Source organism: Sediminicola sp. YIK13, from assembly GCF_001430825.1.
GTDB lineage: Bacteria > Bacteroidota > Bacteroidia > Flavobacteriales > Flavobacteriaceae > Sediminicola.
The window spans coordinates 52,235-70,023 of record NZ_CP010535.1; the positions used below are offsets into that span (position 1 = coordinate 52,235).

Sequence of the window (17,789 nt, forward strand, 5' to 3'; positions counted from 1 at the left end):
CATTGGCGCTAACGTTTAGGCTATGATTCCGTTGTTGACATTTGATGTCAATCAAATCGAGCTTGGGATCATGCCGGACTAAAGTACGAAAACTTTTGAATTGCAGTAAATAAGCTAAACAATGGATTATAGCCCTTGTTGTAACACGTTATTAATCGACAAAATCCGAGGGTCCTTTTTTCAATGAAGGTCTTCCTTTTAAATGATTGTCAATTATGTAATATTCATATTCAGTTAATCTTTTTGCAAGTCTCTCCTTTTCGATAAGGGCCCTAACTTCGTTCCAGGATTTTTTTGGGGCGTGTCTAAAAATTAGTAAGGTTTTGAATTTTTGCTTGCATCCCAATCCTTTTGCAGTCAACCAACCATGTTTTTTCGTGATTTTTATCAATTTTCTAGTGTTTTTCAAGTCCATTTTTTCCTGTAAAACACGAAGTGAATCGTTTTGTGCCATTAATGGTTTAAGCTTCTTGGAAGCTAATTTTAGTGCTTTTTGTTTTAATGTGCTCTGTTGCTGTTCGGGTAATGATAAAAAGTGGTTTTTCGTGAATCCCTCACTGAGAATTAAAGAGTCCAGCACATCTGAATATGTTTCGGATATATTTCCGCTTGTGACTCTATACTTTTGGTCGTCCACGGACATTTGATTTAGTATTTCACATAAATCTTTATCAGCTAAGAAATTTTTCGATCCAGGATTATTTTTAACAAAAAGAAGAAGTATTAGAAAAATCGTATAGCTTTTCATAATGTGTTAAAACGTTTAGGCTATGATTCCGTTGTTGAGATTTGATGTTAATCAAATCGAGCTTGGGATCATGCCGGACTAAAGTACGAAAACTTTTGAATTGTAGTAAATATGCTAAACAATGGATTATAGCCCTTGTTGTACGCTGGCATTTTTTAAATTGAGTATACTCCTGATAATTAGTTTCTTTTTAGCTTTTCAGCCACCTTATCATAATATTCTTGAGTAACTACTTCAGTCCAAGTAGTTGGTTGTCCACCACCGTATAAAGCCAAATAAGTCACATCGCTATACTTGGTGGATGAATGCCAATGTTCGATATCTTTCTCACATTTAATTATATCTCCTTCTTTCAAAATTACAGGCTCATTTCCTCTCTCCTGATAATAGGCTTCTCCATCTACAATTATTAAGACTTGCGCAGAACCATGTTTATGCCAGTCCAAGGTGGAGTTGGCTTTAAAAGTTGCTTTTGTAATATTATAACCCAATTCCTGGTCATCGTGATAAATGGCATTCAACCAAGCTTCTCCTATATAATGGGTATTTGGTGCTTTTGTTCCTTCGGTCAGATAAGAGGATACACCGTAATCAGAGTCCTGCGAAAATACGGATGCAGATGCTAAAATAAACAGGAGTAAAATTGAATTTTTCATTTTCTTGAAATTTAAATATTTCTTGCAAGCTAAGAGTTTCATGCTTGCGTACAACGCCTAGGCTATGATTTCGTTGTGGGGAACGTCGTAGACTTTCCCACTTATGAAATCAGGCCGTTTGGTTGTTTCTATTTTTTGTTTTTTGCATGATGCCACAATGGATTATAACCATTGTTGTACAAAGTGGAACGCGTCTTTTTAAGTTCCTTGATATGAATTATTTTATTAAATCCACTTCCGAAGATAATTTCTTGTATTGATTGTAGAAATGAAATGACAAAAGTAAACCCGCAAGAAAGATTATTTCCAATATAAACTCCAAACCAATTTCGAGCTTGAAATTACTGCTATATAAACTGTAGCTTATTTTTAAAAGTATGATAGTTATGCCCGCAATTATTATTTGTTTTGGATACTTCTTTAATAATAATCCAAAACCTATGTAGATCAATCCAATAATAATTGAAAATATGGCTACATAAATTATAGAAGAGCGCATCATTTCTTGAAAAGGATCTTCTTTGGAGAATTCTTTGGCGTAGAGATAGAGACCTACTCCTGTCATTAAATTAATCGTTGAGATTATAAAGAAGATAATTTGTGCGATTTTAATTTTAGCTTGAGCATCTTCAATTTTTCCTTTTCTTAAAATTTCCTGAGCTACCTTGTTCGCAGTTACTGGTTTCATAAGTTTAAATTTGTTTTTATTGTTAAATAGATTTAAGATATGTCTTTGTTTAAGTTTAATTTTATTCTTCCATTTTGTACAACGCTTAGGCTATGATTCCGTTGTTGAGATTTGATGTTAATCAAATCGAGCTTGGGATCATGCCGGACTAAAGTACGAAAACTTTTGAATTGTAGTAAATAAGCTAAACAATGGATTATAACCCTTGTTGTAAATAGTTATTTTTTACTTTTTAATTTTATCCATTCTTTAATTTGCCATGTAGCACCAGATATTACAACTATTATCATAATAATATTCAAAACAATTTCCGATAAAAACCCTGATGTATCAAGATTTAATTCCGTTTTTATTGCGTATCTGTCCTTTAGTTCAGCATGACGCCATACCCAAATAGAATCATTTCTTGGAGCAAAAAATGGGGTGTGGGAAACATATATTTTCCAAAAGTCTTTAAAATCTTCCCTTTCTTGTTTTAAAGAAAATACTGTAGTTCTATAATCGGTTAAGCTAATCATATCTTGATTATTATTATAGTAAATATCAAAGATTCGAAGTTTTGTATTATGCCTTGTATCTCCGTCATGGATGTAAATCGAATCTATCTTGACTTTCTTTTTGATGAATTCTTTTTTATGCCTTAAGTATAGTGATTTCTCCTTGACGTTTATAAAGGCAAATGGTGTGAAGATTAACATCAAAAAAAATATAAAGAGAATTACCATGTTAAATAATTTCTTCCAAAAATTTTTAGATATTCTTTTTCTTCTTTCGGGAGAAATGTTACTTGACATAATAAGGGTTTTCAATGTCTTGGTCATTCCATTCTATTTTTAGAATCCAGCGACCATATTTTGAGTATTCTATGTAAATCAAATCCCCAACATGTACTTTGTCAAAATCTTCTTCTAGTAGTTTATATTTATAAAAGTCGGGGTTTTCCTCAAATTCTATTTCAAAAACTGGATCATCTCCCCAATACCTTTTTTTGTGTTTTATTTTCAATTCTGTAAACACCTTTACTCTATCTTTTATATCTCTTTCAGTAGGACTTGTGTAAAAAAAACGGGTATAAGGTAAAAGAGATATTAGAAAAAATAAATAAATTAGAAATTCTACAAAACCAAAACCTGGCTTAATAAGAAAGCCATATGAAAGGAAAGCCATTATAATAGAAAAAATAAACCAAGCAATATTTGCTTTTTCACTTTTAGATTTAATAATCTTCAAATCCTTATTATTAAAAGGAGCTTCGTATTTGTTAGGTTGGTTCAAGTTTTGATATAATTTTTTACAACGTTTAGGCTAGTTTCCGTTGTTGAGATTTGATGTCAATCAAATCGAGCTTGGGATCATGCCGGACTAATGTACGAAAACTTTTGATTTGTAGTAAATACGCTAAACAATGGATTATAGGCCTTGTTAGCGCCCTTGGTGTTGCCCAGGCCGATATGAAGGCGTTATGATAACTTAACGCTCTTACACCTTTTATAAATTGCCTTTTACAGGTCAAACTAGGGGGTGAGTGCGTACTGCTTGCGTACAGATTGGTAAGGCAATTTAAAAAGGATCAGCTTTGCCCGAGCCAAAGTCTAAATTTTCATTTAACGTAACCCTCCGTAATGCCTTATTTTTTATTGCACCATTGGCGCTAACGGTTCGTGTATGGTTAGTTGCGGGAAATCCGTTAGGATTTTCCCAACGTATTGGCAAGTTAATTAATTCAAGTGAATTTCCTGCGAGGAAATTCCGCAGCAATTAATTATACACGTTGTTGTAATACGTTTTTCATTTCCCTTTTCAAGAAAATTATTAGCCTAGGCCTAATTTTCCGTCCAGATCAAGTTCACGAATCACTTCATATTTACCCTTCGTGAGAAGTCTTAACCATTCGATAAAATTGTCAACTTTGTAATGAAGTTTTTTATCGCTCAAACTATAGTACGCTAGTGGCCATTCTCCGCTTTCTGAATTTTCAGATGTCAACCAAACCCAAGCTCCGCCGTTCGAATCCTCTGTCATTAAGCAAAGAAGTGAATCCACTTCATATTCTTTTCCTCCGACTAAATGAATCGTTTTCCCTAAATCTTTGCGGTATTTATTCAAAAAGTTTTTTTGTTTAACATCATCTATGGCATTCATATATAGCCAATATGCGCCATTACCAAATTCTTTTAAAAATATTTTATAGGAAGGTGGAAGTTCTAATTCAAGTGCATTTTCCACTTCTTGAATTTCAGAATCGGATAATTTTGGTCCAATTTCTTTATGCGGTTTAGAATCTGAAGATAATATTGCTATCAATTCTTTCATTTGATCTTCTGTTGTAGAGATCTGTTCAGATTTTTCATTCTTTAAACCGCAAGAAATGAATAGGAGTAAAACCAATAGTAAACTTCCGATTTTTATCATATTCTTTTGAGTTCTTTTTTAGGGATTTAGTTTTTTAAAATGTATTACAACGCCTAGGCTATGATTTCGTTGTGGGGAACGTCGTAGACTTTCCCACTTATGAAATCACGCCGCTTGCTGGTTAATATTATTGTTTTTTGCATGGTACCACAATGAATTATAGCCAATGTTGTAAACAGTTATTTGTATTTATAAAATTTATACTCCTCATAGTTGTCATTCGGAAAATTTGGATCGTAATATTTTATGTACAATGGATAATACTTAGCTAAATATTTTTTTGAATTAAAAATAGGATGGTATTCAACATCTACTTTTTCAGTAACGTACATCTCTATAACATAATTGGGATTATTTATATTTCTCAAAATAATTTGGTAGCATTCAAAATTACATATTTGCCTTTTTTTATCTTTATTCTCTTCTATCAATTGAAAGCTGTTGTCATCTTTATATACTATGTCGTATTCCCCGCTCATTTCAAACCATAATGGTTCGAAAGTAACTTGTTTGTTATTGACTCTGTCAATCCTTCGAATTTTTGAAATTCCATCGGTTATAGTTGAGTCATTATCGAATTCGTCGGTAATGGTGTAGTGGGTGAAATATCCCGGCTGAATAGAAAAGTGAATGCTTTTTTTTCGGTTAAATACAGCTGGTGGTGGAGGTGAAGGCGGTAATGGTCCTGATGTATTTACGCTCCATCTTTTATCGTTATTGGCCTCCCTTTCGATCAGCATATCGGCATATTTTTGCGTTACTACATGATTCATTTTTATAACAAAATGGCCAAATAATTCTTTTGGCTGGTTTTTGTCTTGCCCAACTATAATATTGCCTGCAAGGATCATGGAACAAATTATCAACAATTTTATTTTAGACAAGTCCATTATTTTTTATTTAATAATTAACCACAACGTTGTTGTGTATGGTTATTTGCGTGGTTAAGCCTTAAGGTTAGCAAACAAATCACAGATAGAAAATTCCAGCGGAATTTTCGTAAGTCGGCAGTGAACCAAGCAATTAATTATAAACGGTGTTGTGCTTTCGTTATTTTTGATATTCAAGTTCGTTATTTAATTGTTTAAGTAATTTCCCCATGTAAATTTTTAAATTTTCGTAGGCCAGTTGCTGTCCTTCCATATTATATATCTTTTGTCTTAAGCTATTTAAAATAAACACCTCCTCTTGATAATCCTTTATGGTTTTTGGAATAATCTTAGAATTATTAATATCAATTTTTGTAAAATTCTCATTTTCGGTTCCTTCACTTGCTAATGGCATGTGATCAAAATTTAACATAAAAGGAGCAATTATATTTCTGGTATAATCCAGCATTGCTGTATCCCAGCCTTTATAATTAAAATTGTAATATTTAGTAATAGAATCTGCCAGCTTTTTGTTTTTAATAACTTCTATTTGTTCCGATGAAACAATATTGTTGAATGTTGTTTTGTTTTGGTCGAAGAAAGTTAAACTAAGTATGGGGCTAAAATTTTTTCGAAAGTCCAATAGGTTAGATTCTGAATTTCCAAGAATGACATCTACACAAAAACTCAATTGTTTTGTGTTCTCTTTAATGGTACCCATTTGTGATGTAATGTCAATTAAATCTGATGTTATATCTGCTTGTAGTCTTTCAAGAATGGATTGTTCCTGAGCAATTTTTTTCCGATTTTCATTCCAATTATTGATTGATAATGCAATCAAAATTCCAATGACAACAAGAATAATTTCTCCCACAGCATATTTCAAATACTTTTCAGTTTTTCCCTCTGAAAGCAAGTTTTGTCTAATTTTTCGAAAGAATTTAATCATTAGTGGTTAGTTTCTTTAAAGATATGATATTATTTAAATTGGGAAGTCCGTATAATGAAGGACAACGCTTGAGCTAAGCGTAGTGCGGAAATAAGGAAACATTAAGTTTCCGTCTGCGCACTAAGCTAAAGCTTATTGTTTAGTTTTATTTTTTCTTGTCCATAGCTAAATCCATAAGATTTAGCGACTTCATAAATATACACAGACCTTACGGTTTAGGACTAACCTCCGCATTACGTTTAGGTTTTGTTGTAAAACGTTTTAATCCAGTTTAATTTCAGGGTTTAAGAATGTATAAACCTGTCCACCAATCTTAACAGTTATTACGTCATCATTAATTTTATTCAGAATATCAAATGGATTTTCCAATTCAAGCTTTTTTACAAATAAAACTCGTTGTTGTGATTTATTAATCTGACTATTTCCAATCAATTTCTTCTTTTCAAAAACTCCATGTTTACTTGATTCAACAGATATAGGTGTATCTTTTATTGGTAACGTTGATGACCCACTCATTGCTATTAGGACTATTAAAGAATTTTGGTAATTTCCATAATCACTCCAAAATCCTGGCATTATATTTAAGTTAGAATTGACATTGAATTTTACATTATAAAAATCACCTTGAATTTCATTAAAAGTGCCACTTTCATTAAAAAATAAGTAAGGTAAGAGTCTAAAATATGATTTTTTATAATTTGGATTAATAGCTGCAATTCCATTTGAATTCAATTTGGAGGATAAAATTTCTGATTGTATTTCAGGTCTTGGCAATTGAGATATGCTCGAGCAGGAAACTACAAGTAGTAAAATTAAATATAGTAATCGTTTCAAATTTTCTAAATGTCTTACAACGGTCTCGTGTATGAGCAGTAGCGGATTTAACGCAACTGCTTTTCGGTTTTCAATATACTTTAATTTACACAAAAACAGTTCGAGTTGGCACTCAAACCGCTACTGCTTATACACAATGTTGTGCTTTCGTTATTTTTAAAATTCATTATTACATACTTTACATATTATTTCGTTTTTACCTTAAACTAGTAATGTATCCTATTACATTTATGGCAGGAATACTTATTTTCCATTATTATTGAACATATACCTGTAAATCTTTAAATCCCCATTTTGATCGGGTTTTAATATCAGCAATCCTTTCACTTCAAAGTTTCCACTTTCAGCCGTCTTTGGATCTTTCCAGCTTCCTATATTTCTAGTTCGGGCGATACTATATTCACCTGCCGTGATTACTTCTTCAATGATGAACTGTTCAGCAAAGTCAAGGGATTCAAACCATTTGAAACTTTCTATGATTTCTTTACGGCCTTTAACAATTGGTTTCCCCTCCGGTAAGATCATCGCATCGTCGTGGAAGCAGTCTGCCATCTTTGAGAATGATTTACTGCCCACAGCACTCCCGTATTGATCAAGCACTTCCCTAACGTCCTTTCCTAAGCTGCTTTCTTGCGCATGGGTTAAAGTTATTGATAAGAGGGAAAAAAAAGTTAAAAGTGTAAGTAGTTTTGTTTTCATGTTGAAAAATTTTGTGGTTTATTAAAACTATTCGAATTCTTTCTCAATGTAAGTTAAAAGCTCTCGGCTTATTGTTATTAAATGGCTCCAAAACATGATTTGGTTGATTGTAATGAAGCACAACGGTTTGTGTATGATTAGTGCGGTGGTCAGCACCTAATTTAGTAAACAATAACTGTCTCCGAAAATTCCATAGGAATTTTCCGAATAAGCACTTGCACAAGCAATTAATTATACATGTTGTTAGCCTTTCGTTATTATTTTTATTTCATTTAATAAATTTGTAAGACACTCCGTCTTGCTGAAAAATGAAACTATTGGAAATACAATTATTAGTGTTCTCAAATGTTATTGAGAAATCATTATCAACTCCTACAAATTTAGTTTCAGATATATCTGTAAGTTCCAGATTTTCAAATTCATAGGATAAAAATAATTTATTGTTTTTTATTGTTATTTCAAAATACGAGTCAGAACCAAATGAATACTTTCCAGCGTAGCAGTCTAATAATTCTTTATCTAGAATAAATTTATTAGATATTGAATCTGTTTTAGCTTCCAGTCTCAGAAAGTCAGAAATGGCTGTGTGTAATTTGATTCCCTCATTTCTAAAAGTTTTTATGGATTTAAAATGTTCTTCGGATAAAAAGGAATACTGTGATACTAAGTTTTTATATATTGGGTCATTTACAAAGTACTCAAATGCTTCTGAATTTGATTTTTCAAAATAATAAACCTTGTTAAACCAATTGTAATTATCACTAAACTTGGCAATATTTGAGTTTTCTAAAGTGAGCATTTTTGCATTCCAATCCATTACTATAGTTCTAAATTGAGAATAAATTTTATTTATTTCTTCAAGAATTGGATAAAATTCATTGGGTAGCTTATCAGTATTTTGATTCAACTTAACAACACGATTATTTAGAGTATTTACTTGTGTTGTATTGAAGATTATATAACACAACCCTTGGCCTTTTGAAGGCTTTATGTTTATGTTCTTCATATCTGAATAGTAATCTTTAGTAGTCAAAGAATCAGCCATTACAGATGCTATTAGATTGTCCTTGGTTAAATAATAATTTATGCTGCTGTTTGTGTTTTCAATATTTAATTCAAGTTCCTTTTGAACCTGTAAAAGGTTTGTAATGAATTTATTTTCAACCATTCGAACTTCGTTTTTATTGTTTATAAAAAGCGCTATTAATATTCCAATTATAACAAGTATAATTTCTCCAATGGCGTAAAGAAGATATTTACTCAATTTATTTTCGTCTAATAATTTTTGGCGAATTTTCCTAAAGAATTTTATCATTGATGGTTAGTTTATCTAAAGGTATGGTAATTAAGTTGATAGCGAGATTTTAGATAATGAAGGCTAACGTTTAGGCTATGATTCCGTTGTTGAGATTTGATGTCAATCAAATCGAGCCTGGAATCATGCCGGTCTAATGTACGAAAAGTTTTGAATTGTAGTAAATAAGCTAAATAATGGATTATAGCCCTTGTTAGCTGTAGTTTATTTTATTATTTCGGTTATCCAGTATATTCCCGCTTTTGAATAATCAGGGATTTTTGTTTTGTACACCCTAAACATTGGATTTAAATTACCATTGTTTAATTCAGCTATTACATTCACCATTTCATTATGAAGAAGGTCTTTGTCGGCAAATACAAAAATTTTCAAGTCATCATAAAATTCGGGTGGCTGATTGTCTCTAAACTTTTCAAAATCCGATTTAATATTAGCGATTCCTTTTGAAAAGTCAGTCGATACATTTAAAGGGCTTTTTTTCTTACATAGGTATATATTGAACCCCTTTTGCCATGAAGTCCTGGATAAGGTTGAATCATTTTTTGTTGGTAAGTGAATTCCTTGAGTATTTTGGAAATAGTCAATAAAACTATCGGCTTTTTTAAACATTATATTCCAGTCTTGGTCTCCCTTCTTTTGAAGAGTAAATGACTTCTTATCCTCGGAAATTCTCAGATCGAGTTTGTTATTTTGATCAGGGTCATTAATAATAATTTGGTTTCCAGAAATAGACCAAATTGCTTTTTCTGAATAAAGACTAGAATTTGAAATAAGACTATCCTTTCTAAATTCGAAGGACATAAAACTGTTTCGCTCAATTCTATACCACTTCCCTAACAAATCATCCTTTTGGATATCATCTGTACAGGAAAGAAGAATTAATAAGATTATGTATAGAAATATATTCTTCAAATTACAGCTAACGTTTGGGTAAAGTGAGGTTATCCACTTTATGTTTATTTTGTCCTAAGGTAGTAAATCCTCGATATCTTTGAAAGAATTTGTGGCTACATAGGTATATATTTCTGTGGTCTTGGTAGAACCGTGTCCCAACAACAACTGAATATAACGCAGGTCAGTGCCATTTTCCAAGAGGTGGGTGGCAAAACTATGCCTTAGCATATGTGGGGTCACTTTTCTTTGGATTCCTGCTCTGGACGCAGCCTGGTACACTACTTGTAAAATACTGGAACCGCTATAGGGCCTGCCATTGGGGCCTTCAAACAAATAATGCAGCGGCTTGGTATAGGAATAATAGGATCTCAGGTCCCCGAGCACACTTTTGCTCAATACCGTATATCTGTCCTTGTTCCCTTTGCCCTGGGTCACCTTTATCATCATGCGGTCACTGTCTATATCCTTTATCTTAAGGTTCAGGACTTCTCCCCTTCGCAGACCAGAGGCGTATAGAAGGCCCAAAATGGCCCTGTGTTTCATGTTTTTGGTAGTTTTTATCATGTCCGCCACTTCTTGTTTTGATAGGACCGAAGGCAGTTTTCTTTTTTTACGAGGCCGTTCAATACTATAGAATCTATTGGGCAGCCCCAGGACAATTTCGTAGTAGAATTTAATGCTATTGATGGCCTGGTTGACATAGGAATGGGATTTGCCTTCCCTGACCAGGGAGTGAAGGTAGGAGCGTATGTCCCCTTCGTGCAATTGTTGGGGATCCGTTCCTGCATGGGCCTTGAGGAACTGTTCAAAACAGGAAATATAGGTGCATATAGTGTTTTCTGCGTACATTTTCAGTTCCAGTTTCTGTAAATATTCAGGCGGACAAATAGTTTGTATCCTTATTCTGTCTATTTGGTGGGATGTCGCTTTTTGTTCCTGTTTCCCCGTAGGTAGTTTCTCGAAAAAATGGGCACAGTTCAACCAGGCCACCCCTCTAAAGGTTTTAAAGATCTGGCCGAGGTGGTCCTTGGTATGGGGGATGTGGAACAGTTGGTATTCATTGCTGAAAGAAATGTCCGGTAAGCTCTGGGCCATGGCATTCAATACCTTGTCCGAGTAGAACTGAAGTCCAATCCGGCGCTGTTCACCAATGACAAGATGTTTTAAGGTGATGTTTTTTAATCGGTCCATTAATGATCTTTTATGAAAAAGTAGCTGATATAGAAGTTGTTACGGTATATTATGCGTATATTATTCGAATAATATACTGGTAATGGAAAATGTCAGGAGGTGTAAAAGTTGCCAAAAGGAATTGACCGGAAGGAAGGATAAGCGCTATTGCGATGTCTATTGCAAAAGTGCCCACCAATACCAAGTCACCAAAACTACAGGGGGTACGTTGTTCAGGCAAATCGATAGCCAATTGAAAAAGAACAGGTCCATCCTAAAAGGCTACAACAAATCCGGGATGGCCAAAGTACGGTCCGAAGTGTTGTTGAAGGAAGGGTTCGATCCCAATTTTTTTACCCATTACTGGAAAAATAAAAAGGGGGATGTGTATCTATTTGTGTATGAATACGGATTTTTAAAAAGAAACGATAGGGGAAGGGATAAATATGTCCTGGTACTTTTGCAGGAATATATGAAACCCCCAAAAGCCAAAGCAACTTCCTGAAAAATAAAAAGGATGTGTCAGTTGATAAATTACCGGCAAAAGAACCGATAACTGAATAAATCATGGACTTGTGAAAAAGTCCTAAAACAAAAAAACTCCGGTAATCAGCCGGAGTTTATTCATCAATCAAAAAACGAACAGTCATGATAACTGTTGTTATGGTATGCAAATTACAACTAAATTACCAAGACACCAATAGGGCGGTGGTAAGATTGTAACGTTGCCTTGGGCTAGCCCAAATATGTTTTTAAAATCTTGCTTCTAGAAGTGTGTTTTAATCTTCTGATCGCCTTTTCCTTGATCTGGCGAACGCGTTCCCTTGTAAGGTCAAAAGTCTCTCCAATTTCTTCCAAGGTCATAGAATGCTGTCCTGCAAGACCAAAGTACAAACGGATCACATCCGCTTCCCTTGGTGTTAAGGTTTCCAATGCACGCTCTATTTCCGTACGCAAAGATTCATGCAACAATTCCCTGTCAGGATTTGGAGACTCCCCACTACGCAATACATCGTAAAGGTTAGAATCTTCCCCATCAATCAAAGGAGCATCCATGGATACGTGACGGCCAGAATTCTTTAAAGATTGTTTTACGTCCTCAACAGTCATATCCAATTCTTTTGCGATCTCTTCTGCAGAAGGCTGTCTTTCGTGAGCCTGCTCCAAGAAAGCAAAGGTTTTGTTGATCTTGTTGATAGAACCAATTTTGTTCAATGGCAAACGCACTATACGCGACTGTTCTGCCAATGCCTGTAGAATGGACTGACGAATCCACCAAACAGCATAGGAGATAAATTTAAAACCCCTTGTTTCGTCAAAACGCTGTGCAGCCTTGATCAATCCCAAATTCCCCTCATTGATCAAATCGGGTAGGGTAAGGCCTTGGTTTTGATATTGCTTGGCAACAGAAACGACAAAACGAAGGTTTGCCTTGGTCAATTTCTCAAGTGCGGCCTGGTCACCGGCCTTGATACGTTGTGCCAATTCTACTTCTTCATCTGCTGTAATAAGGTCTACTTTGCCAATTTCTTGCAAGTATTTGTCCAAGGAGGCGGTTTCCCTGTTGGTAACCTGTTTTGTAATCTTAAGCTGTCTCATTTAGGTTTTTCCTTTCTAAAAATTAGATGTGCAATACAAAGACTGCATAAGATTATACGTTGAAAAACTAGAAATGTTACAATTAATTGATATTAATTTCATATTTCGGTCAAAATACCCGCTTTTAAACGTAAAAAGCCCCAACGGGATCCGTTGGGGCTTTACATTTATCTAAATAGATGGAGTCTTAGTCCCTTCTTGGCTTGCGATCTCTATCGCTACCACGTCGGTCACTTCCTCTTCTATCGTTCCCACGATCTTCACGTGGTGGTCTTTCTTTGAAACCTTCTGGTTTTGGCAATAATGCCTTACGGGAAACCTTATCTTTTCTGGTCCTAGGATCCACTCCAAAATATTTCACATCAAATACGTCACCCATGTTTACCACATCGGATACATTTTCTGTGCGTTCCCAAGCCAATTCTGATACGTGCAACAATACTTCGTTCCCTGGGGCATCCATATATTCTACAACAGCACCAAAATCGAGCATCTTAATAACCTTTACTTCGTAAACGCTACCTACAGCTGGTTTGAACATCAAGGAATCAATTTTTGCCAATACAGCATCAATACCATCCTGATTTGTTCCCAAAATTTCAACAATTCCTTCTTCGGTAACAGGATCTTCATTGATAACAATGGTACAACCTGTTTCTTTTTGAAGTTCTTGGATCACTTTTCCACCTGGTCCGATCAAGGCACCAATGAATTCATTAGGAATAGTACGCGTTACCATTTTTGGAGAATGTGGTTTCACATCTTCGTTTGGTGCAGCAATAGTTTCCGTAAGCTTTCCAAGGATATGGATACGACCTGCTTGTGCCTGCTTTAATGCATTTACAAGAATTTCGTAAGACAATCCTTTTACTTTAATATCCATCTGGCAAGCGGTGATCCCGTCTGCAGTTCCGGTTACTTTAAAGTCCATATCCCCCAAGTGATCTTCATCACCCAAGATATCGGAGAGAACAGCATATTTACCTGTGTCACCACCAGAAATCAATCCCATGGCAATACCAGATACTGGTTTAGTCAATTGTACCCCGGCATCCATTAACGCCATAGTTCCGGCACAAACCGTTGCCATGGAAGAAGAACCGTTAGATTCCAATACCTCGGAAACAACACGTACGGTATAAGGACAATCCGCAGGGATCATTCCTTTTAAAGCGCGTTGGGCCAAGTTACCATGTCCTACTTCTCTTCTTGAAGTACCACGCAAAGGTCTTGCCTCACCGGTACAGAAAGGAGGGAAATTATAATGTAGGTAGAATGTCTCCTCACCTTCGTAAGATGGCATATCTATTTTGTTGGCTTCTCTAGAAGTACCAAGCGTTACCGTGGCCAAAGCCTGGGTCTCACCTCTTGTAAAGATGGCAGAACCGTGGGTAGAAGGTAGGTAATCTACCTCACACCAGATAGGTCTGATCTCGTCAGTCTTTCTTCCGTCCAAACGAAGACCTTCATTTAAGGTAAGGTCACGGATAGCGGCTTTCTCTGCTTTTGAATAATATTTGGAAACCAAAGCTCCAAAATCGGCCATTTCCTCTTCAGAAAAAGTGGCTTTTATTTCTTCCTTGATCTCTTGAAAAGAAGCGCTACGTTCATGCTTGGCAGATCCGGCTTTTGCTACTGCATAGACCTTATCATAGGCCATATCATGAATTTTTTGAGCCAATTCTTCGTCTTCCCTTTCGGTATCGTACTCACGTACTTCTTTCTTGCCAAATGCTTCGGCAAGTCTCAATTGGGCAGCACATTGTATTTTGATGTGGTCATGAGCGAATTTAATGGCTTCCACCATTTCTTCTTCACTAATTTCTTTCATCTCACCTTCTACCATCATCACAGAGTCAGCAGAAGCTCCGATCATCATATCGATATCAGATTCTTTTAACTGTGCCCTTGTAGGGTTGATGATGAATTCTCCGTTTACACGACCTACTCTTGCTTCAGAGATGGCACATTCAAAAGGAAAATCTGAAAGTTGTATTGCCGCTGAAGCTGCCAAACCGGCCATTGCTTCTGGCATAACGTCATCGTCATGAGACATTAATTGGATCATCACCTGGGTTTCAGCGTGGTAATCTTTTGGGAACAAAGGACGAAGAACACGGTCAACCAACCTCATGGTCAATACCTCTCCATCACTTGGTCTTGCTTCTCTCTTGAAGAAACCTCCTGGATAACGACCAGAAGCTGCGAATTTTTCACGATAATCTACGGTTAAAGGTAGAAAATCAACATCGCTTTGTTTGTAGTTGGAAACAACTGTACATAATAACATACATTTTCCTGACTGGACAACAACAGAACCATGGGCCTGTTTTGCCAATTTTCCGGTTTCGATAGAAATTTCCCTACCGTCCCCAAGGTCAATGACCTCTTTAAAAACTTTTGGAATCATAAATTTTAATTAGAACCTGCGAATTACAGATTAGTTAAACAATGGTCTTTTCGTCTTACCTAGACGGACTGTGTTGTTGTGTTGTTGTTGTGTGTTGGACCAATGAAAAACTATTTGCAAGCTTTTTGTTTCGCCTCAAATAATTGATTTTGAGGATGTTGTATTGGGTTTTCTTCAGTGTTGAAGTCAACCTATAAAAAAGGGGAAGCTTAGCTTCCCCTTTTAAAATTATTTTCTGATGTTCAATTCTTTGATAATAGCACGATATCTTGTGATATCCTTTTTGATCAAATAATCTAATAGGCTTCTTCTTTTACCTACCAACATAACTAGGGAACGCTCAGTGTTGAAATCCTTACGGTTTCTTTTTAAGTGCTCAGTTAAATGGTTGATTCTGTGTGTGAACAAAGCGATTTGTCCTTCTGCTGAACCTGTGTTCTTCTCAGATTCGCCGTGTTTTTTAAAGATCTCTGCCTTTACTTCCTTAGTTAAATACATTCCAATATTATTTAATGATTTTTATGTATGTGATTGATTTTCAACCAGGGCGCAAAGATAGACTTTTTTTTAGAATCTGTCCGCATCCAATATATTTTTTAGGACACAGATTAAACTTTTTCAAAAAACGGGCGTCCTAATACCAAACGTTAAGAAAATGTTATAGTGGAAGCAGCGACAAACGATCGTACCAGTTAGCTAGCAAAGGAATCGCGAATTGCACATGACATACGTAAATCAATTAAATATAATAAAATGAAAAATAGTCTCAAAATCTCGAATGTAACAGGCGTAGTGCTTATGGCATTATTGGTATTGGCCTCCTGTGCCAAAGATGAATCTCCGGTATTTTCAGAGGAAGCAACCTTTGATGTGGCCGAACTTACGGCCAGCGATGAAGCGGAATTGATTTCGGAAGAAATATCCAATATCGGGGAAGATGTTTATGCCACCGAAGAAATTAAGGCAACTTCTAAGGCCGATTATGCTTCCAATTATCTGCCAGATTGTGTAACCGTTACCACTGTGGTGACCAGTACCTCCAGGGAAACCACTATCGATTTTGGGGAGGGCTGTGAACTGCCCAATGGAAATCTGCTAAGTGGCATTATTTTTATGAGCTATGCGAAGGATATGGACATGGCCACCAAGACCATTGCGCTCTCCCTTGAAAATTTCACCTTTAATGGGGTTGCTGTGGAAGGAAGCTCCAGTTTGGTAAGAATGCGTTCTAATGAAAATGGAAATCCACAGTCCGATGCCGTTGCAAATTACAGCGGGGAATGGCCCGATGGCAGTACCGCCAGCTTTACGGGAAATAGGACCAGGGAATGGATAGAAGGCTTTGGTTCTGGTTTTTGGGGAGATAATGTGTTCCTTATTTCTGGCCAGGGTACATTTACCGGTAAAATGGGGAACGTATTCTCCAAGGAAACTGTAGCCCCTTTAAGACGGGAACTGTCCTGTAGGTTTATTGTAAGTGGGGTATTGCAGTTTTCTAAAAATGATGCTACCGCCAGTCTGGATTTTGGTGATGGTAGTTGTGATGCCAAAGGCCTGCTTACCTATCCCAATGGGGATGAAGAGGAAATCTTCCTAAGAAGATTCAACAGGTAAAGGGTATAAAAAAAGCCCTGATGGTTTCATCAGGGCTTTTCTATTATGCTTGTTTTCTAATGGGATTGTTTTGTATCAAATCTATGTACTGATTGATCTTTCTTTTGAGATCCCTTCTATGTACAATGAAATCTAAAAATCCGTGTTCCTTCAGAAATTCTGCAGTTTGGAAATCTTCCGGCAATTCTTTTCCGGTGGCTTCTTTTACTACTCTAGGGCCAGCAAAACCAATTAAGGCACCTGGTTCTGAAATATTGATATCTCCCAACATCGCATAGGATGCAGTGGTACCTCCTGTTGTAGGATCTGTACATAAGGAAATATAAGGTAGTCCGGCTTCTGCCAATTGAGCTAGTTTAGCCGATGTTTTGGCCAATTGCATCAAAGACAGGGCGGCTTCCATCATACGGGCACCACCAGACTTGGAGATCATGACAAAGGGTAATTTATTTTTGATGGAATAATCAACTCCCCTTGCTATTTTTTCTCCCACAACACTACCCATGGAACCACCGATAAAGGCAAAATCCATACAGCAGATCACAACATCCTTGCCCATAGATTTACCTACCGCCGTTCTTACGGCATCCTGCAGACCTGTTTTGGCCTGTGCAGCTTTCAATCTTTCAACATACTTTTTGGTATCCTCAAACTTCAAAGGATCCTTGGATGTCAATTTTGCGTCCAATTCCTTGAAGGTATTGTCATCAAACAAGATTTGAAAATATTCCTTGCTACCGATCCTTACGTGATAATCATCTTCTGGACTTACATAAAAGTTTTTGGCCAGTTCATCTGCCTCTACAATTTTACCTGTGGGAGATTTGTACCATAATCCTTTTGGGGTGTCCTTCTTCTGATCTGTGGCAGTCTGTATTCCTTTTTCCTTTCTTTTAAACCAAGACGACATAGGCTGAATATTTAATTTAGAC

At 35.9% G+C, this 17,789-nt stretch carries 19 protein-coding genes; 2 read left to right on the top strand and 17 right to left on the bottom strand.

Features of this window, described 5'->3' with window-relative positions; genetic code table 11:
- Positions 1-151 precede the first annotated feature (151 nt).
- The 13 genes from SB49_RS00265 to xerA all read right to left on the bottom strand — a co-directional run bounded on the left by SB49_RS00265 (position 152) and on the right by xerA (position 11,255).
- Positions 152-748, bottom strand: coding sequence for a hypothetical protein (locus tag SB49_RS00265; protein WP_062052765.1), 597 nt, complete (start codon positions 746-748; stop codon positions 152-154).
- Between the two features lie 179 nt (positions 749-927).
- The gene (locus tag SB49_RS00270) at positions 928-1,404 is read right to left on the bottom strand and encodes a cupin domain-containing protein (RefSeq protein ID WP_062052767.1); all 477 of its coding nucleotides are present in this window, start codon (positions 1,402-1,404) and stop codon (positions 928-930) included.
- Between the two features lie 217 nt (positions 1,405-1,621).
- Positions 1,622-2,092 carry a hypothetical protein gene (locus tag SB49_RS00275; RefSeq protein WP_062052769.1) on the bottom strand — a complete coding sequence of 157 codons (471 nt, stop codon included), beginning with the start codon at positions 2,090-2,092 and terminating at the stop codon, positions 1,622-1,624.
- Positions 2,093-2,310: 218 nt separating this feature from the next.
- Positions 2,311-2,913 carry a hypothetical protein gene (locus SB49_RS00280; RefSeq protein WP_162254197.1) on the bottom strand — a complete coding sequence of 201 codons (603 nt, stop codon included), beginning with the start codon at positions 2,911-2,913 and terminating at the stop codon, positions 2,311-2,313.
- Complete coding sequence (locus SB49_RS00285) at positions 2,876-3,367, bottom strand: hypothetical protein (RefSeq protein ID WP_062052773.1); 492 nt, start codon at positions 3,365-3,367, stop codon at positions 2,876-2,878. The genes SB49_RS00280 and SB49_RS00285 overlap by 38 nt, the downstream gene beginning before the upstream one ends.
- Positions 3,368-3,904: 537 nt before the next feature.
- Entirely contained in the window at positions 3,905-4,504 is a 600-nt protein-coding gene (locus SB49_RS00290) for an SMI1/KNR4 family protein (RefSeq protein WP_062052775.1), read from the bottom strand.
- 179 nt (positions 4,505-4,683) lie between these two features.
- Complete coding sequence (locus SB49_RS00295; RefSeq protein WP_145758333.1) at positions 4,684-5,394, bottom strand: hypothetical protein; 711 nt, start codon at positions 5,392-5,394, stop codon at positions 4,684-4,686.
- Between the two features lie 160 nt (positions 5,395-5,554).
- Entirely contained in the window at positions 5,555-6,322 is a 768-nt protein-coding gene (locus SB49_RS00300) for a DUF6090 family protein (protein ID WP_062052779.1), read from the bottom strand.
- A gap of 261 nt (positions 6,323-6,583) precedes the next feature.
- Entirely contained in the window at positions 6,584-7,156 is a 573-nt protein-coding gene (locus tag SB49_RS00305) for a hypothetical protein (protein ID WP_145758334.1), read from the bottom strand.
- 243 nt (positions 7,157-7,399) lie between these two features.
- Complete coding sequence (locus tag SB49_RS00310) at positions 7,400-7,855, bottom strand: YybH family protein (RefSeq protein ID WP_062052783.1); 456 nt, start codon at positions 7,853-7,855, stop codon at positions 7,400-7,402.
- A gap of 268 nt (positions 7,856-8,123) precedes the next feature.
- Entirely contained in the window at positions 8,124-9,170 is a 1,047-nt protein-coding gene (locus SB49_RS00315) for a hypothetical protein (RefSeq protein WP_062052785.1), read from the bottom strand.
- A 204-nt stretch (positions 9,171-9,374) separates the two neighbouring features.
- Entirely contained in the window at positions 9,375-9,971 is a 597-nt protein-coding gene (locus SB49_RS00320; RefSeq protein WP_062052787.1) for a hypothetical protein, read from the bottom strand.
- 165 nt (positions 9,972-10,136) lie between these two features.
- Positions 10,137-11,255 (bottom strand): site-specific tyrosine recombinase/integron integrase, encoded by a 1,119-nt coding sequence (xerA, locus tag SB49_RS00325; RefSeq protein WP_062052789.1) that lies wholly within the window; start codon positions 11,253-11,255, stop codon positions 10,137-10,139.
- Positions 11,256-11,337: 82 nt separating this feature from the next.
- Here xerA and SB49_RS00330 point away from each other — a divergent pair, with 82 nt between their 5' ends.
- On the top strand, positions 11,338-11,739 hold the full coding sequence (locus SB49_RS00330; RefSeq protein WP_062052790.1) for a hypothetical protein: 402 nt from the start codon (positions 11,338-11,340) through the stop codon (positions 11,737-11,739).
- A gap of 230 nt (positions 11,740-11,969) precedes the next feature.
- Here the strand turns inward: SB49_RS00330 and SB49_RS00335 are convergent, their stop codons facing one another.
- The 3 genes from SB49_RS00335 to rpsO form a co-directional block, all read right to left on the bottom strand.
- On the bottom strand, positions 11,970-12,833 hold the full coding sequence (locus SB49_RS00335; RefSeq protein WP_062052792.1) for a sigma-70 family RNA polymerase sigma factor: 864 nt from the start codon (positions 12,831-12,833) through the stop codon (positions 11,970-11,972).
- A 187-nt stretch (positions 12,834-13,020) separates the two neighbouring features.
- Positions 13,021-15,243 (bottom strand): polyribonucleotide nucleotidyltransferase, encoded by a 2,223-nt coding sequence (locus SB49_RS00340; RefSeq protein WP_062052794.1) that lies wholly within the window; start codon positions 15,241-15,243, stop codon positions 13,021-13,023.
- A 228-nt stretch (positions 15,244-15,471) separates the two neighbouring features.
- Entirely contained in the window at positions 15,472-15,741 is a 270-nt protein-coding gene (rpsO, locus tag SB49_RS00345; RefSeq protein ID WP_062052796.1) for a 30S ribosomal protein S15, read from the bottom strand.
- Positions 15,742-15,996: 255 nt separating this feature from the next.
- Here rpsO and SB49_RS00350 point away from each other — a divergent pair, with 255 nt between their 5' ends.
- Complete coding sequence (locus SB49_RS00350) at positions 15,997-16,857, top strand: hypothetical protein (RefSeq protein WP_062052797.1); 861 nt, start codon at positions 15,997-15,999, stop codon at positions 16,855-16,857.
- Between the two features lie 43 nt (positions 16,858-16,900).
- Here the strand turns inward: SB49_RS00350 and accD are convergent, their stop codons facing one another.
- A complete protein-coding gene (accD, locus tag SB49_RS00355; RefSeq protein WP_062052799.1) occupies positions 16,901-17,767 on the bottom strand; it encodes an acetyl-CoA carboxylase, carboxyltransferase subunit beta in 867 nt (288 codons plus the stop codon).
- Positions 17,768-17,789 lie beyond the last annotated feature (22 nt).